The organism is Yersinia enterocolitica subsp. enterocolitica, from assembly GCF_901472495.1.
Lineage (GTDB): Bacteria > Pseudomonadota > Gammaproteobacteria > Enterobacterales > Enterobacteriaceae > Yersinia > Yersinia enterocolitica.
In genome coordinates, this window is the sequence record NZ_LR590469.1 from 1,626,302 (window position 1) to 1,644,689 (window position 18,388).

An 18,388-nucleotide genomic window follows, 5' to 3' on the forward strand; every position below is an offset into this window, starting at 1 on the left:
AACATTTTTTTAAGCTTTTTTCATTTGCCCAGAACTTTCTTACTGGACTGGGGTCTGATTTAATGCCACTGCTTTTCTTTGATGTCCCCATATTGAGGAGCCCGATAGTCCCGCCTTCTTAGGTTCAAGACTAGTCGGGTTTTTTCTTGTCTAGAATTCAAACCCTTACTTATCAATATCTTACAACTGCTTCGCATAGCCATTGGCGATGAAATGGCGGCAAAATCTATGTTTACTAACGACTTCGATTCTCACGGCATATGTGTAAGCAAAAAAATTTAGAACTTTGCTTTATTTTGCACTTGCAGTTCCGCTAACGGTTCAGCTCGTCGATAAAGTGACATCAGCATTTTTAGCTGAACCAATTGGTCTCCATTTGAAAGAAGATCTAGTGATCGAACTTGTTCGCTATCAAGTTGGAACGCTTGTTGTAGCTCTTTCACTGATTCAATGATAAATCTCATATCCTCATGATCAAGTCTTTGTTGGGCCTCTTGAATTTCAATGCGGCTTAATTCTCGGGCGAGGTAGTCTTTCCGAATTCGATGATAAAGGGTTGCTATACTCAGAATTGAAGCACTTATAGAACTAACTATAATTGCCACATCCTGAGCAACTTGAACCACTGCTTGTAACTCGATTACTCCAGGCGATGCATATTGAATTTTTTTAACTATGGGCTTATCCAAAGGGCCAACTTTTCCACTTAATCCATTAAAAAAATGCACTACACTATGCCCGCCTTTCCATGGGAGGGACGATTTTATATGTTTAGCTTCGGAGTCTTGGCCAATCAAACGCAGAGAATAATAAAAGTCATAGACTTGCAAATATTCTTTCGAGAATATCGCGAAATCTTTTAACTCCCAACGCTCATCCAATTTTATTTGAGCTATTCCACGTACCATATCTGCACCTTTAGTTTCGTTAAATAACATTGAATCGCAAGATTTCTAAAGTAAACAATATATGTCTAAATATTACTTAAGAGAACATAATGATTTGACTCTAAGTCTCAATTTCACATCATACAATTTTCATTAAACTTAATTCATAACTCATTGTTTTATAGGTACAGTAATTTATTTATAGGATTTGCTTTTTATCAAAAAAAAACACGTAATTCACATAATCTCCTTTAAATTCAATGCACTAATATTTTCCCGCGATCCACTCCGAGATCCAAAAACTGAAAAACACTGAAATTCTTTTCAATCTTTTCAGTTGGCGAATTGCCGCAAAGCCCCAGCCACGGCGCGGGCTGGCGGGGTGGTTTGTAGGAATTTAAAACTGAAAAAACTTTATAACGCAAAGTGTGCAGGCGGGTGCGGTGTAGTGCCGTTTCCGTCATGATTACGTTTCTTCCGTGGCATGCTCCGCTACGTGCGCGGGGCGTGGCTGACGTGATCCATTTCGGGTGTTGCGGTGTGATGATGGGTTTATTACGTGGCGTGTGGGGCCGCTGGCGATGGTTTTAGATGGGCGTAAAAAAGCCCGCGCGCGGCGGGCATATTGGGCGAGATCGATTAGCCGATCACTGGGGAATATTTACTGCGTAATCCGTCTGACTTGGCCCCGGTGGCGGTGATGCTCCCTGCGTTCAGTGGGCCATCAGTATTGGTATGAGTATGTGCGGCGGTCAGTGCTGCCAGCTCTTTCACCACATCCAGCGTATCGAGCATGAGGGCCATCACGTTAATCTGCTGGCTACCAATCCACACCACTGGCGCTATTACATCCTGCCGGGCGGCGGCGATGCTGCTGCGGATATTGCCAATCTTCTCTATCAAATCCTGCCCCACATCAGTGGTGAAGGTTTTGCCCACTTTGGCCATGTAACTGGCTTGGGTGGCCAGACTGTAATCCCCCTCACTAATCTGCTGGATAGCACCAGCCAGTAAGGTCGCCGTTCCCAGTACCGTGGTTTTATCGGTAGCCTGAACGGTGGTTTCACGGGCCACCAGTGTGCGGGTTTCATCATCGGCGGTAATCACCCGGCTCATGGATTCCTCACGAATAACCTGATCGGTTTTACGTTCCCAGTCCCCTGCCACCGTCACCCGCTGCGACACCCCATCACGCTGTTGCTGTAGCTGCTCCCCCGGCTGCACGGTGGGCAGATTATTACCCTGTGATAACGTCTGACGCACAAACGGCTTATCTGGCCTGCCGCCAGTAAAGCCCACTTCCACCAGAGTACCTGCTGGGGGGAACTGGAACATGCCCGACTCGGCCCCGGCCATTGGCAGAGGTAACGGCACCGCAGGGTAAACCGGCGTATCAGCTGCGGTCTTGCCATCATCATCCAGCAATTGCAGATTCACGGCATACCGGGGCCGGAATGGGTCGGCCATATCACCACTGGTCACCGCTTCGCTTGGCCCCTCAACACGGGCCATTTTCGGCAGATGTAACCCGGCTGATAACTCCGGGTAAGCATTATCGATCTGGCGCTGGATGGGGGTTTTCTGCAACGGCTTGCCGGTGGTTTTATTGCGCGGTGTCCACGTTAACACCAAATCATCATTATTCAGCCGAACCGTGGTTAACCGCTGGCCATTCAATTCCACACCGGGCCGCACTGATTGGATCATCGGTACCGTCATGGTATTGCCTGCCGCCGCTGCGGTGCTGAATTCTGGCGGGATATCTATCGGTTTACCGGCGAACAATGAATGCTGCCAACTGCCCACATAGACCGCGCCATCCGGCAACTGATACCAGACGTAATCAGCAATACCAAAGGCGTTACCGATATTGGCCAGCAACTGATAACCGCTGCCGCTATGGGTAAAATGCGGTATTGGCTTGTCGTTATAGTCAGCACTGGCGGCAAGCTGGAACGTTAACCCGCTGTTGTCAGTCAACCAGTCGGCCAACTGGCGCAAGGTCGGGTGTTGCATCGATACCGGCCACATCCGTTCAAAAATGCCGGTTAACTCACGCACAAATAACCGCTGTGCGCCGTTCTCTGCCGGTTGCGAGCGTTCCACATAACCGGTAAACCAGCGCAATACCAATTCAGGGTAACCGGCATCCAGCCGCACCAGTTTGCCGGTGTAATCGGTAGTGGTTTCAGCGGTAATAAAGCCACGCCCGCAGGCGTTCAGCTCCAACACCAGATTGGCATCAACCAGTGGCACCGCATCCCCGGACAGCATCAGTCTGCGGATCGGTTTCATGAGGCTGGCCCCAGAGCATCATTGACAGGCTTCAACACCTTGCGCTCAAACCAGCTTAATTTATCGGCATCCTCTCCCGCTTCACTGCCACCGGCAGCGGTACCGCCTGCCGTTTGTTTTTTAGTGGCGGTCTTGCCACCGGCGCGGGCCTCGCGTTTTTCTGACACGCTCAAAAACTCTTTGAGGGTAAAGGTCACCAGCCACGCCATTTTGCCATCTTGTTTAGGCGCATCAATCGCGCCGGTAAAAGTGGCCAGCCGAAAATTAATCGCCTGCGCCACCTGATTGGCCACCCGGTATTTTTTCAGTGCGCCGCCTGCGTCTTTGGTTTCAGCCAGTGCAAACAGTCGGGTTAATACCTCCGGGGTGCTGAATGGCACCATCCCGGATACGCGCAGCTCTTTGGCCTTAATGCCCTGCTCTGCCGTGGCGGTGCTGGATGTCTGCCCGGACTGGTCTTTTTCCTGAAATTGCATGGTAGGGGTCACCGTCAGCCCCTTTAACGGGATGGCTTCACCGTCCAGCGCCAGCATGACTATCTGTGTCATTGATCATCGCCTCCAGCGTGGTTAAATCCTCTCCGGCAAACAAGGTGGCCAGAGTAAAAACAGCATCCTGCTGCGGTACGTTCTTTCTCATTTCGCTGGCAATGGTGGCCGCGCTGCCGCTGGCGGCAAATACCCACGCCTGCGCATTGCCTGCCAGTAAGCCATTTAACGCACTTTCCACACTGGCCAGTAACGCCGCCTTGGCGCTGGCAAAACCGGACAATTCCGACGTCAGCCCCGCCAGATTAGCCCCGGCCCCGGCGGCATCTTTGGCCTGTGCGATACGCTGCGCATTGATGGCCATGCGGCTGGTTGCGGTAGATAATGACTGCGGCAGGGGTAAGCCGTTTCCAGCACTGGCCGGTAACTGCATTTTGGTGGTGGCCAGCGTGGCCGCCGTGCTGGCCATGCGGGACACTTGCGAGAACACAGGCAGCGGCAGCACCGCAGAGAATTGCGTCAGCGCCTGCATAAAAGCGGGATGGTCGGCAGCACACACCATAAACACCACCACCGACTGCTGGCCACCGCTGCCCGCCAGTTTGCCCGCCAGATGATCCACCGCGTTCTGCGGACTCAGATAACTGCCCGATTCCTCACTGCGGCCCACTCCATAGACCCACGGATGTACCGGCAACATGGCGCAATTGACTGCGGCCATATTACCGGGGATAGATAATGTCGCTTTACGCCACATCCCGCACCTCTGGCCAGACCGGTACCCGATAGCCCTGATTTACCGCCTCAATCAAAAGCCATTGCGGCAATGCTGGTAACTCAATCAACGGCCAGTTGGCACTTGTGGGCCATGCGCGATAAGTGGCGCGGACAGCGATTAATTCACTGCGCTGCGCATCAGTCAGTGGCTTATCATCAATGGAATAATCACTCACCATCATGGGGTCAGTAGCAATGATAAAAGCATCACGGTATTGACGGGCAACGGTGGCCAGCAAATCATTATCGGGTACCCACTGCATACCATCCCATTGATTAAACTTGGATGGCGCACTGTCGGTAGTATCAAGAGGATATTCCCCCAACACAGTGACGGTTATTTTCTCACCGGTGATCGTGCTGTAGCGCACCTCACCCCGGTGATCGGCTTTATATTCCCATTGCAATTCATCTTTACTGCGGCAAATGGCAAAACCTTTTTTGGCTTTTGGTGGCGCATCTAAATAAGCGCGAGCGGGTAACCCCTGCCCGGTGTGAATAAACTCATTTGATGTTGCGACAAACTCGCCACTGTCGGGAGCGGCGTTATAGACCGCGACATTACCGGAAGTCACTGCATAGCCATTTTTATCCAATTCAATTGTCATTATGCAGCCCTCACAATGTAGTTAAATGCAATATTTCGTGGCCGAGTTTCATCACCACCCGAATTACTGGTTGCAACACCATTGCCGCTTGTAAACCAAGCAGATGTAGGGCCACCAGTGACGCCCCTAACCTCAAAATTTGTGATCCCGTGATTATGACTTTGTATCCCGTGGCCCTGCCAGCCCAACAAGTTTTGGTCGGCCCTAACACCACGCCCATCATCAAAACCACGAATAAACTCACCGCGCAAATCAGGTAAAACGCCTGTTGGGTACTTAGTCGCTAATTTGGGATAGGTAGTTACATTGAATGAGCCACCGTTCATTTTAAAAAACACAATCCCTTGCACCGTTGCGGGAATATTGGCAAGTGGGTAAGGCATTGGCACCCCAATAGGGAATACAGCATCAATCAGCGCTCTGACTTCTTCGCGACTGGGAATATTGGCCAACTGGGCTAAAAACTCCGTTATCTGTAAATACTGGTCGTGGGGGTTTTCATCCCGCACGTGGTCGCTCATCACCGTCACCCCGGCATTGACCGCCTTTTTAACCGCTTTTAAGGTGGCGGCTATTTTCTCACTGTCACTGTCAATATCGTTGCCCAGTTGAGTAAAACCCTTGGCACTCAGCGTGGCATCCGGGTGATTGCGTGATTTTTCATGCTCTTTGAGTGCGGCGTTAATATCCCCAATGGCTTTATCAAACGGATTGGCTTCGCGTTTATCGTCTTCCCCGCTGGCAGTGATTAACGCCAGTGAGGCAATGTAATGGGTAAAGCCGTTAGCATCGGTGTAATCGCCAAAATCCCCGGCGCTATGCTTCACGCCAAGATGGATAATCGGCGCAAACTCACTCAATACACTGCCCTGATAACTGACATCGGCATAAACCACATTACCCGCTGCGGCCTCCAGTAGCACATCATCAGCCAGCAAAGCGCGAATACCGCCGATGTACGCAAGCCCTGCCTTAACCCGGTATTTATCGCCGTCTTTGCTCACGGAAAAACCGTCACCGAAAAAGGCGGCATGACCGTAATAATCCAGATTAGCCAGACGGCTCACCTCATCAATACCACGCAACCGGGCGCTAAAATCAATCTGCCACGTTTGCGCCGATACGGTGATTTGACTGGCCTCTGCCGCCCCGGCAAACTCCATCAAAAAAGTGCGGGTGATGTTATTACCCTGCACACCGTTGGCGGTGGCAATTTTCTGCTGTGCCGGGGTATGCACAATCATGCACAGGGTATTACTGGCGGCATCAACCAACCCAATCCAGTTAAAAGTGAAATCGCCAATACGGGTATCCAGCACCACCGAATAGGCCACCGCTGAATCGTTAATCATGCCGTACTGCGCCACTACATCCCGATGCACAATCTGGCCATCAGCCGGAATACCCTCATCCGGGTTAATCTCGGCGGTAGGATCAAGCCCCGGAACGTGGGCAAAAATAATGGTATCCGGGCGGGCCGGTAAGTTATTTAACACCTGCCCCGCCTGCCAGTGTTCAAATGCGCGGGTAATCACCGTTGCCATATCAATATCCTTATTTCAATTTTGCCGCATAGACTTCATGCGAATGCTGTAACTGGGTGGACATCACGGCCACCGTGCCTTTAATCGTGCCGGGGGCAATGATTAATTTTGCATGGTGGTAGCCGTATTCGTTGCTGAACTCCCCGCCATGCATCACCACCGTTTTGGCGTTGAGCACTTGGAAAATGTAGCGGCGGCAGGTGCGGCCATACTGGCGGATCAGCGCCATCATCAGCGGGGTGTTTTCCGCTATCTGGTTATCATTCACCCGGATAAGAATGACGTCCCAGTCATAACCCGGCTGGCGCTCCAGTTGGGTTATCACGCCGATATCTAAACGCTTAAAGATGGCGCTGAATCCCGCCACTGAACCGGCGTCGGCGGCGTTAATAAAGGCGTATTGCACCCGCTTACGGTACAGGCTCAACGGCTCACCGTTAAAGCGGCTGATATCGCGCTGATACGCCAGCACGTTAAGCAACGGCACCGCACAGGTGGCCGCATCCAATTGATTAAGCGGCCATATCAGCCAGCCATGCACCCACTGCCACCATGCGCGGCACACCTGCAATAACTTGTTGGCTTCGCCTTTGTCCATCCATGACGGCAGGCGCAGGCTTGTTAATCGGCTAATGAAATCAGGCATTTTCAATCACCACCATTAAGCTATTCAGGCGCGGTACACTCAGGTCACTGACAATATCGCTCAGTGAAAAACTCAGTGACTCAATCAGCGGAAACGTCTTATGCAGCTCTCGCCCCAGATTGGAAAATGAGAAGCGGGAATAGGGCCACGTTTTTAGCACCTTGTAATTGCTGTTCTGACGAAAGGCGCAGCGGATCAGGTTTTCAGCGCCGCTTTCCAGCTTGGCCAACTCATCAGCGGTTAAATTTTGTTTATTGCTGACATACAGCGTCACCACTAAATCATGCTGGCTTTCCGGCAGTGGCATACACTGCATATCATCGCCATGACCGTGGTGGCCTTGCGCGGTGATATGGTCGTTGACCGCATCAATAAACGGCTGGGAAATTTCGCCACTGTCCAACAACAGATAAGCGTTGGCGGTACCCGGCCCGCGCGGGGCATCGTGCAAAAAATAAATCCGGTCAATGGATAGCCCCACTACCCCGGCTATCATGCTGCGGTACACCGCATCGGTGTGATAGTTGCCTACCAGATTGAACTGATTGCGGCATCGGTCGCGAAAATCATCATCTGACTCTTTATCAGCACCCGGCACCGTTAACCAATCGCCCTCGCTTTGCGCCCGTTCAATGCCCGGCACTGCCTGCGGCAAGATACGGTAGTAACCGGGGGCCAGATTAAACGCCCCGCCCACCTCAGCCGCATTTACCGCGACCAACCCACTGACGCTACCGGCAGCAATAGCGGTTTCACTGCTTACCACCACGCTATATATCTTGCTGTTAATGCGTTCGGTCTGGATCAGCGTTCCGGCCGGAATAACCACATCCTGCTGAATATCAGCTTTATAGAAGCGGATCATGCCCTGCGCAGCGGTGGCCGGTTTACGGCGGGCATTGACGCCCCAGCCAAACACCTCTAAAAAAGTGCCGCTGGCAGTGGCCAGATACATATTGGCCAGCACGGTATTGATTAACACTTCGTTGAGCCACAACACCGGGCGAGTGACAATAGTTTTTATCAGCCGCCAGAACGGCGACATATCAGAGGTATTGGTGATTAACCCCTCTTCTTCCACCAGTTCATCAAACTTTTGCCGAATGTCTGTTTCCGTGGTCGGCATCCCACTGTCTTTTAATACCTGTTCGTAATCTATTTCAGGTTTATTATTCATAATCCGCACTTACCGTAATAGGGCCGAAATCGTAGGTATCAGCCGTTACCCATAAGCGTGTGGCGGTTTCTTCATTAATCACCACCGTGCCGGGAATAATGCGTACATCATCTTCAATTAAAATAATCAACTGGGTGATAACATCGGCGCGTAATGTCGGACTGCGCTCCGCAATTAATCGAGTAGTGAGGCCACTTTCAATAATGGCGTGTACACAGTCCTGACCAATGCTCATCCGGTTATTACATAATGTTGGTTCATTGCCGGTATTAAGAACAAAATCACCGTCTTTAATCAGCAGGTCGATATACATTGATTTTGTCATTAATTTAATTCCTGCCATTCCATTAAATCGCTCGGCGTCATGCCACCCGGCATAGTAATATTCACGTTTTCAATTCGTTTGCTATTGTCAGTGACGGACTTAGAGCTATTACTGATTTCTTTATTAATCCCGCCTTTATCAATATTGCGCATCTGGCCACCGGTTAATAAACCACTGGCTGAATTCATCGGGTTACCTTCCGGGGCAACAATACTTTTCGCCTCAATACTGACACCGGGAATATAGTTCAGCTTATCAATGATCCAGTTATAGGTTTCGGCAAAGGTACTTTTTAGCCAGTCCCACAACCCACTGAACACATTGCCGATACTGTCAGCCATGGCACTGAACCCGGCCAGTGGTGATAAGCCGGTGATAGCCGATACCAGCCACTGCCAGCCGGATACGATTTTTTGCCATACTCCGCTAAATACGTCCCCGACAGCAGTCACCACCTCAGACAACCACTGGAATGCGGCCGTATCTGCAATGGCGGCTTTAATCTCATCCCAATAGGTAATCAGGTAGTAGATACCCGCTGCCAGTGCGGCAATGGCCACAATCACCAACAACACTGGCCATGTCAGGAAGCTAAAGGAGATCCCCGCCGAGATGGCCGCGATGCGTAGCGCCAGTAAGACACCGCGCATAATACGCATGGTGGCATTGGCGGCAATAATCGCTTTGTTATACAACCAGATGGCGGCAGTGTGGATTTGTGTCACGGCACACAATGCACCCCACAGCAGTTTTAACCCCATCCAGATAAACATGCTGATCCCCATCACCATATTGGCGATGGCACCGGCAGCGGCAAAACTCAGCAGCGCCAGCATGGCATAACCAATCAGTCGGGCGATATTGGGGAATAGCTGCATCCAGCGGGCGAACTTCTCCCCGATAGCCGATACCCGGTTCATGATGGGATACAGCACCGGTAACAGGGTTAAGCCCAAAATCACCCGCATCCCTGTCCAGATAGCCATCAGCCGTTCCCACGGATCAGCCATTTTCTTGGCCATCTCACCGGCCCGTTTCATGCCGTCATTACTGCCCAACTCACCAATATTACGTTTCAGTAAATCGACATTGCCGTAAAGCTGTTTAATGACATTCGCCCCATCCCCAAAGGCTTTATCCAGCTCGGCCTGCGCTTTTAAATTGCCCTCTATTGTTTTCCCGTAACGCCCCTGCAATTTCGCCAGCATTTCCGGCATGGTCAGCATCTGGCCGGAGGCATTCACAAAACTTAGCCCCAGCGTTTTGGCTCCGGCTGCGGCCCCTTTCATGTAGGTTTCATAGCTGCCGCTGGCTTCAGTTCCCAAGGTTTTTTGCAACTGGCCCAACACAGCAAATTGCTCATCCATGCCCACGCCATAGTTAGCGCCAACCCCTTTGGAACCCTCCATTAAGTCAGCCATGGTCTGCATATTGACGCCAAATGCCTGCGCCATATACGCCGTTTTACCGGCCACCTCTTCGGCAAATTTCACTTTGCCTATGCGGTCTGCATAGCTGTCAAACTGGTTATACATTTGCCCCATGTAGGCGGCGGCTTCGCTGCCGGTGGTTTTCATCCCTGCGGCCAGCACATTGGTAGCCAGGGTAAAACGGGGCAAATCACGGTCAGACAGCGTACCAATAGCACTGCGCACATCAGCACTGGAGCGCACCACATCCACCGCGCTGCGCCCATATTGCATACTGAATTTCAGGGCGTCAGTGCTCATCTTTTGCAAGGCGCTGTCACTCACCCCCTTGGCGCTGGCTTCATTAAGCGCCCCGGCAAAATCAGCCGCTGGCCCCAGTGCGCCCTTTAAGCCCTGCACCACACCAAATAGGGCCGCACCACCCACCGCAATTTTACCGAAAGCCGCTTGTGAGTGATCCGCGAACCCTTTAACGGTGGACTGCACCTGCTTTAACGGGCGCGTGATTTTATCAATCATGCTTAGGGTAAAATCGAGGTGTTTCATTAGTCGCCTTTAAATGCCAAGCCAATCCCATTGGCAATAGAAATACGGGTGTTATCCCAATAACGGTTATCCAACCAAACGGCACGGGCTAAACTTTCTATATCGTCATTTTCATGCGGCAGATAATGACGGCGCAGAATAAGAAATTGTTCAATTGAATTACTTTCAATGGCTCGTAACCGTTGGGTTAGTTTTTTACTTCAATTTCCAATTTCGGCGCATAGACTTGGTTCACTTGGTCAACCAATTGCAAAGCCGCACCCGGTGCTTTTAAAATCTCGTCCAAGGCTTCTTTGGTTTCTTTACTGATAATACGGCGCAGATATTTAAATGCCGGGGCAATTTTATTATCCATTGCCATATCATTAATTAAACCGTTATAAGCGGTGGTGTTCGGTTCAAAAATAAGTTCAACGCTACCCACTGCTAATACAATTTTATGTTTGTCGGCCATGTCATTTATTTCCTTGTCGTAAAGTCATTTCATTAATTAATTGATTGTGTCGCGCCGCGCATAAGGTATAGATGCTGCGATAGGCACGTAATGCGTTATCAAAATCATTACCGGTAGTGCCGGTTAATCGGGGTAATACGGTGTCGCACTTAGTTAACAGATTTTCCTGATAAGGTACGTTCGGCGGCGTCACTGCTTTCGTTGAACAACCGGACATATTCATCAGTAGCACACACGTTAGTAAACACCGGCTTAATAATTTCCGTGTGAATAACCGGCTGGTATTTATCACCCTGCTGGCGCAACGCTTCCAGCTTATCTTCCAGTTGCCGGGCTGAATCACTGGCTATGCCCTCCGAAATTGTCCTGCCCTGTTCTGCCGCTGTGTTGGCGGCGCGGGTAATACTCAGTTCAAGGCGGTCATGCTGCAAATCATTGAGATACCACCCGGCGACAAATGCCGCCACTATCAGCGCCAGTATCTTGGCCATCAGCGAACCCCGTTATGCTCAAGGCTAAAGTGGTTACCATCAGGGTTGGATTTAAAGCGCCCGCCCCATGTCCCGCCCAACGATTCCCAATATTCGCCCAACGGCAAAAACGCCTCACTTTTGGTCTGATACACCCCGTTAATAAACAGATTAAAATCCACTGCCAGCCGCGAGGTATGCAAGCTGTTACTGATACCGGTTCCCGCTTTGGCATTCAGTTTGGCTTGCTCCGGGGTGCGGTAGGCTTCACCCAATGTCAAACGGTAGCCCCGTTCCCCCGCCCAGCTAATTAACTGCGCAATCAGTTGGGTAAATAACTGCTGTTTTTCACTTAACGTCATGGTTTCTTTCCCTTTAACAAACTACTGCCCCGGCGGCGTAACCACACTTCAACCGCCTGATAACCGGCAATGCCCAGCGCCGCCCCCAATCCGTTGATGGCCAGCGGGGATAACCCCGGCACCCATACCAGTGCCGCCGCTGCCGCCATTGAGGTACCCGAACCCAAAATAACGCGACCAACAAACAGCCGGGCGGTGATCGGCTCATCACTGGCCAGAATCTTGCCTAAAGCCAGTAAGGCACCGATAACCCCCAATGAAATAATGGCTTTTTCATGTTCCTGCATCCTTGCCCCTTAGCCTATCAAGTTGCGCGTGGCGTCTTCTTCCAAATACGGAATGCCGTTAATGCGCACAAAATCCGGGCTGGTAATGAAATACTTAATTTTATGGGTCAGCACCGCACCGCCTTTCGGGTCAACATCCAGCGCGGAATCAAACTTCAATTTCACCCCGAACACTTCCACTTTTAACTCTTCCTCCCCGGCCTTGGCGTAAAACAGGATGTCAAACGCCGGGATACCGCGCCACGAACCGGCGCGCGAGGCTTTGGCGGTCAACTGTTGCAGCACTTTGGTACTGACTTCAATGTCACCCTCGCCGCCGACATCACCTTTTACATCCCCATCCGGCACACCGTTGGTTTGTGCCGGGCCGCTGTTATCGGTAATGGTCAGCCCGATTTTTTCCACATGGATCAGGTCACCGTCCATATTCACATCAACCGACTGACCAGAAATACGGGTACTCATTGGCTATTCTCCAGTGTGGTATCCAGCATCAGACTCACCGTGATACCTTTCGGGCATTCATACGGGCGAACCACAATATAAATCTCCACTTTGGTGGCGGTGCGCCACGTAATTACCACATCACCCTCTTGTGGTGGCTTTACCTCACCGGGGAAGGTGATGCCGTTAATCTGCGTACTGCGGGCCATTTCGCGCAACACCTTAGAAAAATAGGTTTTGTGCGCGGCAATGCTGCCGGGGGTGCTGTTCAGTGAACGGTCTGCAATCTTGGCAATCACCTGCAAGCGAATACGGCGGGCCGCTTTATCGACAATGCGCAGATATTCAATCACCTGATAATCCCCGCCCTCAACATCCAGCGTGCGGCCATCTGACCAATACATGCCGTCATAGTCCGGGTACCACATCGGTACGCTGTAGCGCAGGGTTTCCAGCGCCTGCAAGGTGGCCAAATCCAGCGCCACACCTTTGCCATCCACTGGCTGCACATCACTGCCCATGTCCAGTAGCGGGCCAGTGGCGACACGGGCCGGACTATCAGCAATAGTCACGGCGCGGTTACATAAACGCCCCGCCAACACCCCCGGCTCATTGCCCCACAACCGTGGCACCAGTTGCACCGCCGACGCCGCAACACCCTGCTGTAATGCTGCCAGTCGGGCTAAATACTCCGGCCAGCCCTCATCAATCTGCGGGCCATCAACGGCCAACACAAACCACACCCAGCGACCAAACTTGGCCAGCAATTCAGCCCGCAGACTGGCGGCGTCGCTGATGGTGGCTTTATCGGCGGGCAACACCACCACTACGCCCTCAACACTGGCCACCTGTTGGGCCGCTCTGACGGCCTCCACCCACGCCTGCGGGTTAAGCTCTTCATTTTTGGCCGGTTGTGCCAGTACATGCACAAAACCGTTCCAGTTCTGACCTGCATTGAGCATCGCCGCATTGGCGCAGCTTTTTACCGCGCTGGCATCCGGCCCCAGCAACACATCAAAATCCGTCTGCGTGTTCACCGCCAGCGTTTTCCCAGCGTTTACCTTGCCGGTACCGATGTACAACACGGCCCGTTCAATCTCTTTGGTTTCGCCCTGTAGCTGGTTTTTTTGGTCAATATTGACTTGTGGCCAACTCATCGTTACCTCTTCATATCCTGTGCTTTGACGTCCCAGCCAAACCCGATGGCCTGTAACTGACGCGCTAAGGCTTTGTTAAAATCGTCGTCGCTCATGCCCAAGAACTCACGCGCCGGGACGTCCACTGTCCACGCGGTTTTAGCCGCCTTGCCACTCAGTTTTTTAATCAGCAAACCCGCTTGGGCGAAACGCATGTTTTCGATAATTTCTTTGTAAGGCGGCTTGCGCCAGCGCTTACCCTGCTTGACCCGGTAGCCCAAGGCTCGTAGCTTTTTGGCCTGTTTGACCGTGGCTGGCCGCTCCGGGGGGACTGATTTGGCCACGGCGCTGCGGTTAATGGTCACATGCATCCCGTTTTGCTGGCCGTACCCCACCACGCCCGCCGGTACCGGTTTTTCGCCGTTGCGGTAACCACCGCCCTGCAAATACAACCTGACCGCGCTAATCTCCGGCATTTCGCGGATATGCAGCAATTTCGGCATGTTGCGCAGCATCTTGCCGCGCTGGTTGGTCTGCCGTCCCTGCCACGGAGTGCCGTCCGGTGATTGCTGGTTACGCACATTGCGCTTGGCGGCGACAATCACCCCGTACTTGGCCAGTCGCCATAACAGCCTCTGGCGTTTTTGTGGCGGTAACTCCAGCCGCTTAAGTGCCTGTTGCAGTTCGGTTAACTGTTTTTTACTCAGCTCACCGTTGATAATCATCCGTGTTCACCAATCGGCGCACCCTGCGCATCCGCGCCAAATATCGCGCCCTCCGTGGCCAGCCATAACTGCGGATCGGTCAGCCGCCATTTAGCCCCCTGAAAGGGGATACCCCCGGCCTCGTCTTTCTTAATGCTCAGTGATTCGGTGATAGCCATCGACACCACCACCATGGCGGTTTTATCGTCGATCACATCGATATCAATACTCGGTAATTCCGGCTCCGGGCCGTAATCGGGGGCATTCTCAATCATCCACACCAGCAACAAAGCGCACAGGTTGCGCGGATCATAGTCACGATACGGAAAGCGGCCCCAACTCAGCACCGCATCAAACTGCATCAACGCCAGTTGATACTGATCCAGCCCTAAATCCCGCTGCGCCGGAATAAAACGCAGTTCGTCCATGTCGCTGTTAAATTCCAGCTTGCGCAGCCGTTGCGGTAAATTGCCCTGCACAAAAGCGGTTAATGACTGTAATTGGCTCATACTTGCCTCACGGTGACGCGCTTCAACCCTTTCATACGGCGGATAACAATGGATGACTCCGCCAGCAATCCCTTGCGTGTCTCGTCACTCTCCTGCCCTGGGTGTGACTCCCTGCGACCAATCGTGGCAAACTCCCCTAACAGATCGGCTTTAGCACGGGCATAAACCGCTTTTTTGTATTGCGCACATAACAGATTTTCAGCATCGATACTGACGCCCGGCACCTCTGCGGCATGGCTATAACCATTCGCATGGTGCTTCGCTTCAACGCTGGCTAAATCGCTGTTCACCTCTCCCGCTGCGGTAATCAATGCCTGTGCAACAGTTCCCGCATCAACATCAGCCGGGATAGTGCGCTGAACCTGAAATTCTTTAAGGCTCAAGTCTGGCCAGAACCCCACGTTTTTTAAGGTGGCATCCTGATAATCAATCGGTTTTCCGCTAAACATATGTTCTCCCGAAAAGCGGGCTGACCGGCTTCCACGGCACATAACACTAATGTGTATTGCCTCCGCCGCGCCCGCTCGGCTTACGGTAGTCTTTTATTCTTTTAGCAATGCCCGAATACGGGCGGCGATATTACGGCGCAAGGTGGTGACACCAATCTGCCGGTGAAACCCTACCGCGTGCGCCAGTAAGGCATCCGCTTGTTGTAATAACTCCACATCATCCAGCGCGGTAGCCCGTGGCTGACCATCGTTATCACGCAGTAGCAACAACCCGGCGAACTTGTACCACTTGGCATTAATCTCTTCATGCAGCCGCCACTTCTCGCGGATATTTTTGAATGTGCGAGAGAAATACGGCTCGACACTTTCCCCGCTGGCGGCGGCAATTTCGGCCCACTTCATCACGGTATCAGCGATAAATGCCGGTAACTTACTGCGGAAATTGCCCGGCATTTTCTGTCCCTGCTCGATGGCGATATCAGCCCAGTCCAGAGCCTGATCAAACTCATCCACATCAAACAACCAGATAATGCAGTACACCAAAATCGGGTTTTGATGTACCTCGCCACTGTCCAGATACGCCTGTGCAGTTGGAAGCCAGCGCGGTAATAGTTCGCTGCGCTTCATGGCTACCCGGTCACTGGTGACATCAAGGCTACGTACCCGACCAACATCATGTTCCAATGCCCGTAATTTGACGTGCAGACTGTGGCCAGCGTCCAACACCTGACACTCACTTAACTGCTTTTCAGCCTTAATACGGGCGGAATGACGCTGCGCGGGTGATAGCATGGCTTATACCTCTGGCCCGTCTTTGGCTTCTTCAACCTTGCCAATGGTGACGGCGGTTTCATCAAAGGCCGCATACAGCTCTGGCGTTTCCACCGCGTAGCCCTCCATGCGTAAGTAGCTATTTTCAAACTGCTTACGGTCATCAGAAAACTCAGCTTTGCGGTAACGTGTCCCTCGCTGGGTATAAACATGAAGATTGCTCAACATGGTGACCGTCATACGCTTGCCGGGGAAGAACGGCGGCACCATGGCCTGACGTCCGGCAATAGATTGCGATAGCATTTGCGCGGCAATTTTTTCAGTCGGGCGGTCTGCGGCCTGATAAAGTCGGTATTGCTCCGCTGCCACCAAATCAGCCCCAACCAACACCACCAGTCGCGGGTCATTACGGAATTCCTGCGGGATTTTGTCGTTAATCAGATCTGAGGCCATGGCATCCAATGATTTAAAATCACCACCGCTACCCAGTGTGATGGCATCAGTAACAATCTGATTTTTGTCATAGGTTCGTACCAGCTCATGCCAGCCAATATTGACATCTTCACCGTTCGGGTTATCCGTCGGCTTGGTGGTTTTCGCCGCCGATTTACCGTTAAAACCAATGCGTAGCACGTCCAGACTGAATGACTTATTGGTAAACGCCTGCATACGCTGGAAAAACTCTTCTTCACTCCCGGCATTGGCCCACACAGATAACATTTGGTAAGTCAGTGACGCACCGGAATCTGTTTCGTACAGCTCATAGTTGTTACCATCAACACCCACTTTGCGACGAAAACGGCCCTCATCCACACGGCCCGTAAACAGCCCCGGATTACCTACGTTAACCACCTGCCCTTTAATCTGGTCAACATCTTCAACCACAATGAAATTAAGAAATTCATTGCTTTCCAACATAGCATCACGCAATTTTGTTTCTTTTGGGTCAGTCAATGAGAAATAACGTGATGTCTCTTTCACATCATTTGCCAATGCCAGCCCATCGAGGTAATTATTTAAATAACCTCGCGCTTTATTATTAAGTAGCATTTATTGCACTCTCTTTAATCAGAAATACGAAAATCCATTAAGCCCGTGCTTAATTAAAGAAACTCAAACGGCTTACGTGAATCGCTCGGTTTTTTACTGGGTAATTTAGTGAACTTTTTATCTAAGCTGCCCAATTTCTGAATAAACTGCGGCAAATTATCACGCAATTGCGCAAACTCTTTGGTGTCCACGACTTCTTTAATCGTTTCAACATCAGAATCCGTTTCTTCCTGACTGGTTTTTAATTCAGCAAGCTGGGTTTCCAATTCGCTGATTTTATCCTGTGCAGCTTTTAACTGTTCAGCCAGTACCGTGGCGGCATCATCAGTAATATCATTATTAGTTTCGGTAGTCGTGTCATTCTCATCAACTAAACCAAATTTGTGATACCATTTCTTTTTACCTTTCACACTGTTCCCCTTTACTGTCTTTTTAATATCATCAAAAACAATTGGCCGATATTGGCTATAACGTTTATTACGCAATCGCTTGTTAAACTTCATTTGGTCGGTATATACGCTGGCGGGTTCATCCGTTACCCCCATGCCCTCAAGATAGCTTTTGCCCGTCCCTCTAAAGTTGCCATCCTCGGTAAACTCAGCGGATGTAAAAAGTAATTTACCCTCGCCGTTAGCCGCAATGAGTGACAAAGCAGGACAAAGCCGGGCAAACATTTTTAATACACCGTCCTCATCTTTTTCCGCCTTTAATTCTAATACTTGCCCCACCGGGCCATAAGTACGCGAATGCTCCGGCCATAATTGTGCGGTATACATTCGAGGGTTATATAGCTCTACGGCGTCTAATATCCATTGCCTTTCAATATCACGTCCGTCTAATGTTTTCCCCTCGGCACAAACACACAACCATGTCGTTGTTAAATGTGAAACTGACATTCAACTGTTCTCCCTGATTTGTGATAGTCAGTATGGCTAATTAAAACTGGCTGCGCATTCGCTTTAATTCTTATGAATTCGGATATAGCCACTTACCCGAATAAATAAGAACTGCCTGTGACGTTTGTTTAAA

Annotated in this window: 25 protein-coding genes; all 25 read right to left on the reverse strand. The window is 51.1% G+C overall.

The window, feature by feature from the left end:
* Window positions 1–278: 278 nt before the first annotated feature.
* The 25 genes from FGL26_RS07715 to FGL26_RS07830 all read right to left on the reverse strand — a co-directional run bounded on the left by FGL26_RS07715 (window position 279) and on the right by FGL26_RS07830 (window position 18,255).
* Window positions 279–908: a hypothetical protein gene (locus tag FGL26_RS07715; RefSeq protein ID WP_005171183.1), complete on the reverse strand. Its 630-nt coding sequence runs from the start codon at window positions 906–908 to the stop codon at window positions 279–281.
* 236 nt (window positions 909–1,144) lie between these two features.
* A complete protein-coding gene (locus FGL26_RS07720; protein ID WP_005171186.1) occupies window positions 1,145–1,351 on the reverse strand; it encodes a hypothetical protein in 207 nt (68 codons plus the stop codon).
* Window positions 1,352–1,526: 175 nt separating this feature from the next.
* Window positions 1,527–3,182: a type VI secretion system Vgr family protein gene (locus tag FGL26_RS07725; RefSeq protein ID WP_005171191.1), complete on the reverse strand. Its 1,656-nt coding sequence runs from the start codon at window positions 3,180–3,182 to the stop codon at window positions 1,527–1,529.
* Complete coding sequence (locus FGL26_RS07730) at window positions 3,179–3,730, reverse strand: baseplate complex protein (protein WP_005171199.1); 552 nt, start codon at window positions 3,728–3,730, stop codon at window positions 3,179–3,181. Before FGL26_RS07730 ends, FGL26_RS07725 begins: the two co-directional genes overlap by 4 nt.
* Window positions 3,696–4,427, reverse strand: a complete 732-nt coding sequence (locus FGL26_RS07735) for a hypothetical protein (protein WP_005171200.1) — start codon at window positions 4,425–4,427, stop codon at window positions 3,696–3,698. Before FGL26_RS07735 ends, FGL26_RS07730 begins: the two co-directional genes overlap by 35 nt.
* Window positions 4,417–5,055 (reverse strand): hypothetical protein, encoded by a 639-nt coding sequence (locus FGL26_RS07740; RefSeq protein ID WP_005171201.1) that lies wholly within the window; start codon window positions 5,053–5,055, stop codon window positions 4,417–4,419. Before FGL26_RS07740 ends, FGL26_RS07735 begins: the two co-directional genes overlap by 11 nt.
* Window positions 5,055–6,599 carry a phage tail-collar fiber domain-containing protein gene (locus FGL26_RS07745; RefSeq protein ID WP_005171202.1) on the reverse strand — a complete coding sequence of 515 codons (1,545 nt, stop codon included), beginning with the start codon at window positions 6,597–6,599 and terminating at the stop codon, window positions 5,055–5,057. The genes FGL26_RS07740 and FGL26_RS07745 overlap by 1 nt, the downstream gene beginning before the upstream one ends.
* A gap of 10 nt (window positions 6,600–6,609) precedes the next feature.
* A complete protein-coding gene (locus tag FGL26_RS07750) occupies window positions 6,610–7,245 on the reverse strand; it encodes a hypothetical protein (RefSeq protein ID WP_005171203.1) in 636 nt (211 codons plus the stop codon).
* Window positions 7,238–8,422, reverse strand: coding sequence for a baseplate J/gp47 family protein (locus FGL26_RS07755; protein ID WP_005171204.1), 1,185 nt, complete (start codon window positions 8,420–8,422; stop codon window positions 7,238–7,240). Before FGL26_RS07755 ends, FGL26_RS07750 begins: the two co-directional genes overlap by 8 nt.
* Window positions 8,415–8,747: a DUF2590 family protein gene (locus FGL26_RS07760; RefSeq protein ID WP_005171205.1), complete on the reverse strand. Its 333-nt coding sequence runs from the start codon at window positions 8,745–8,747 to the stop codon at window positions 8,415–8,417. Before FGL26_RS07760 ends, FGL26_RS07755 begins: the two co-directional genes overlap by 8 nt.
* Window positions 8,747–10,723 carry a phage tail tape measure protein gene (locus FGL26_RS07765; protein WP_005171206.1) on the reverse strand — a complete coding sequence of 659 codons (1,977 nt, stop codon included), beginning with the start codon at window positions 10,721–10,723 and terminating at the stop codon, window positions 8,747–8,749. The genes FGL26_RS07760 and FGL26_RS07765 overlap by 1 nt, the downstream gene beginning before the upstream one ends.
* Window positions 10,723–10,893 (reverse strand): DUF6890 family protein, encoded by a 171-nt coding sequence (locus tag FGL26_RS21925; RefSeq protein ID WP_390899168.1) that lies wholly within the window; start codon window positions 10,891–10,893, stop codon window positions 10,723–10,725. Before FGL26_RS21925 ends, FGL26_RS07765 begins: the two co-directional genes overlap by 1 nt.
* A gap of 17 nt (window positions 10,894–10,910) precedes the next feature.
* Window positions 10,911–11,177 (reverse strand): putative phage tail assembly chaperone, encoded by a 267-nt coding sequence (locus FGL26_RS07770; RefSeq protein ID WP_005171208.1) that lies wholly within the window; start codon window positions 11,175–11,177, stop codon window positions 10,911–10,913.
* Between the two features lies 1 nt (window position 11,178).
* Window positions 11,179–11,394, reverse strand: a complete 216-nt coding sequence (locus FGL26_RS21930; RefSeq protein ID WP_100219654.1) for a hypothetical protein — start codon at window positions 11,392–11,394, stop codon at window positions 11,179–11,181.
* Entirely contained in the window at window positions 11,327–11,668 is a 342-nt protein-coding gene (locus FGL26_RS07780) for a hypothetical protein (protein ID WP_005171215.1), read from the reverse strand. Before FGL26_RS07780 ends, FGL26_RS21930 begins: the two co-directional genes overlap by 68 nt.
* The gene (locus tag FGL26_RS07785) at window positions 11,668–12,009 is read right to left on the reverse strand and encodes a M15 family metallopeptidase (protein WP_005171218.1); all 342 of its coding nucleotides are present in this window, start codon (window positions 12,007–12,009) and stop codon (window positions 11,668–11,670) included. Before FGL26_RS07785 ends, FGL26_RS07780 begins: the two co-directional genes overlap by 1 nt.
* Entirely contained in the window at window positions 12,006–12,296 is a 291-nt protein-coding gene (locus FGL26_RS07790) for a phage holin family protein (protein WP_005171220.1), read from the reverse strand. Before FGL26_RS07790 ends, FGL26_RS07785 begins: the two co-directional genes overlap by 4 nt.
* A gap of 9 nt (window positions 12,297–12,305) precedes the next feature.
* Window positions 12,306–12,761: a phage protein gene (locus FGL26_RS07795; RefSeq protein WP_005171223.1), complete on the reverse strand. Its 456-nt coding sequence runs from the start codon at window positions 12,759–12,761 to the stop codon at window positions 12,306–12,308.
* Window positions 12,758–13,897 (reverse strand): DUF2586 domain-containing protein, encoded by a 1,140-nt coding sequence (locus FGL26_RS07800; RefSeq protein ID WP_005171226.1) that lies wholly within the window; start codon window positions 13,895–13,897, stop codon window positions 12,758–12,760. The genes FGL26_RS07795 and FGL26_RS07800 overlap by 4 nt, the downstream gene beginning before the upstream one ends.
* Window positions 13,898–13,899: 2 nt before the next feature.
* Window positions 13,900–14,601: a phage virion morphogenesis family protein gene (locus FGL26_RS07805; protein ID WP_005171228.1), complete on the reverse strand. Its 702-nt coding sequence runs from the start codon at window positions 14,599–14,601 to the stop codon at window positions 13,900–13,902.
* The gene (locus FGL26_RS07810; protein WP_005171230.1) at window positions 14,598–15,089 is read right to left on the reverse strand and encodes a phage tail protein; all 492 of its coding nucleotides are present in this window, start codon (window positions 15,087–15,089) and stop codon (window positions 14,598–14,600) included. The genes FGL26_RS07805 and FGL26_RS07810 overlap by 4 nt, the downstream gene beginning before the upstream one ends.
* A complete protein-coding gene (locus FGL26_RS07815; RefSeq protein ID WP_005171232.1) occupies window positions 15,086–15,538 on the reverse strand; it encodes a head completion/stabilization protein in 453 nt (150 codons plus the stop codon). The genes FGL26_RS07810 and FGL26_RS07815 overlap by 4 nt, the downstream gene beginning before the upstream one ends.
* Before the next feature lie 93 nt (window positions 15,539–15,631).
* Entirely contained in the window at window positions 15,632–16,330 is a 699-nt protein-coding gene (gpM, locus tag FGL26_RS07820; protein WP_005171236.1) for a phage terminase small subunit, read from the reverse strand.
* Window positions 16,331–16,333: 3 nt separating this feature from the next.
* The gene (locus FGL26_RS07825; RefSeq protein ID WP_005171239.1) at window positions 16,334–17,359 is read right to left on the reverse strand and encodes a phage major capsid protein, P2 family; all 1,026 of its coding nucleotides are present in this window, start codon (window positions 17,357–17,359) and stop codon (window positions 16,334–16,336) included.
* A 53-nt stretch (window positions 17,360–17,412) separates the two neighbouring features.
* Window positions 17,413–18,255, reverse strand: coding sequence for a GPO family capsid scaffolding protein (locus tag FGL26_RS07830; RefSeq protein ID WP_032902883.1), 843 nt, complete (start codon window positions 18,253–18,255; stop codon window positions 17,413–17,415).
* Window positions 18,256–18,388: the final 133 nt, after the last annotated feature.

Bases quoted from the DNA above. Each gene is read 5' to 3' on its own strand.
- FGL26_RS07715 (WP_005171183.1), bottom strand. From the start codon at position 908: ATGGTACGTGGAATAGCTCAAATAAAATTGGATGAGCGTTGGGAGTTA.
- FGL26_RS07720 (WP_005171186.1), bottom strand. From the start codon at position 1,351: ATGACGGAAACGGCACTACACCGCACCCGCCTGCACACTTTGCGTTAT.
- FGL26_RS07725 (WP_005171191.1), bottom strand. From the start codon at position 3,182: ATGAAACCGATCCGCAGACTGATGCTGTCCGGGGATGCGGTGCCACTG.
- FGL26_RS07730 (WP_005171199.1), bottom strand. From the start codon at position 3,730: ATGACACAGATAGTCATGCTGGCGCTGGACGGTGAAGCCATCCCGTTA.
- FGL26_RS07735 (WP_005171200.1), bottom strand. From the start codon at position 4,427: ATGTGGCGTAAAGCGACATTATCTATCCCCGGTAATATGGCCGCAGTC.
- FGL26_RS07740 (WP_005171201.1), bottom strand. From the start codon at position 5,055: ATGACAATTGAATTGGATAAAAATGGCTATGCAGTGACTTCCGGTAAT.
- FGL26_RS07745 (WP_005171202.1), bottom strand. From the start codon at position 6,599: ATGGCAACGGTGATTACCCGCGCATTTGAACACTGGCAGGCGGGGCAG.
- FGL26_RS07750 (WP_005171203.1), bottom strand. From the start codon at position 7,245: ATGCCTGATTTCATTAGCCGATTAACAAGCCTGCGCCTGCCGTCATGG.
- FGL26_RS07755 (WP_005171204.1), bottom strand. From the start codon at position 8,422: ATGAATAATAAACCTGAAATAGATTACGAACAGGTATTAAAAGACAGT.
- FGL26_RS07760 (WP_005171205.1), bottom strand. From the start codon at position 8,747: ATGACAAAATCAATGTATATCGACCTGCTGATTAAAGACGGTGATTTT.
- FGL26_RS07765 (WP_005171206.1), bottom strand. From the start codon at position 10,723: ATGAAACACCTCGATTTTACCCTAAGCATGATTGATAAAATCACGCGC.
- FGL26_RS07770 (WP_005171208.1), bottom strand. From the start codon at position 11,177: ATGGCCGACAAACATAAAATTGTATTAGCAGTGGGTAGCGTTGAACTT.
- FGL26_RS21930 (WP_100219654.1), bottom strand. From the start codon at position 11,394: ATGTCCGGTTGTTCAACGAAAGCAGTGACGCCGCCGAACGTACCTTAT.
- FGL26_RS07780 (WP_005171215.1), bottom strand. From the start codon at position 11,668: ATGGCCAAGATACTGGCGCTGATAGTGGCGGCATTTGTCGCCGGGTGG.
- FGL26_RS07785 (WP_005171218.1), bottom strand. From the start codon at position 12,009: ATGACGTTAAGTGAAAAACAGCAGTTATTTACCCAACTGATTGCGCAG.
- FGL26_RS07790 (WP_005171220.1), bottom strand. From the start codon at position 12,296: ATGCAGGAACATGAAAAAGCCATTATTTCATTGGGGGTTATCGGTGCC.
- FGL26_RS07795 (WP_005171223.1), bottom strand. From the start codon at position 12,761: ATGAGTACCCGTATTTCTGGTCAGTCGGTTGATGTGAATATGGACGGT.
- FGL26_RS07800 (WP_005171226.1), bottom strand. From the start codon at position 13,897: ATGAGTTGGCCACAAGTCAATATTGACCAAAAAAACCAGCTACAGGGC.
- FGL26_RS07805 (WP_005171228.1), bottom strand. From the start codon at position 14,601: ATGATTATCAACGGTGAGCTGAGTAAAAAACAGTTAACCGAACTGCAA.
- FGL26_RS07810 (WP_005171230.1), bottom strand. From the start codon at position 15,089: ATGAGCCAATTACAGTCATTAACCGCTTTTGTGCAGGGCAATTTACCG.
- FGL26_RS07815 (WP_005171232.1), bottom strand. From the start codon at position 15,538: ATGTTTAGCGGAAAACCGATTGATTATCAGGATGCCACCTTAAAAAAC.
- gpM (WP_005171236.1), bottom strand. From the start codon at position 16,330: ATGCTATCACCCGCGCAGCGTCATTCCGCCCGTATTAAGGCTGAAAAG.
- FGL26_RS07825 (WP_005171239.1), bottom strand. From the start codon at position 17,359: ATGCTACTTAATAATAAAGCGCGAGGTTATTTAAATAATTACCTCGAT.
- FGL26_RS07830 (WP_032902883.1), bottom strand. From the start codon at position 18,255: ATGTCAGTTTCACATTTAACAACGACATGGTTGTGTGTTTGTGCCGAG.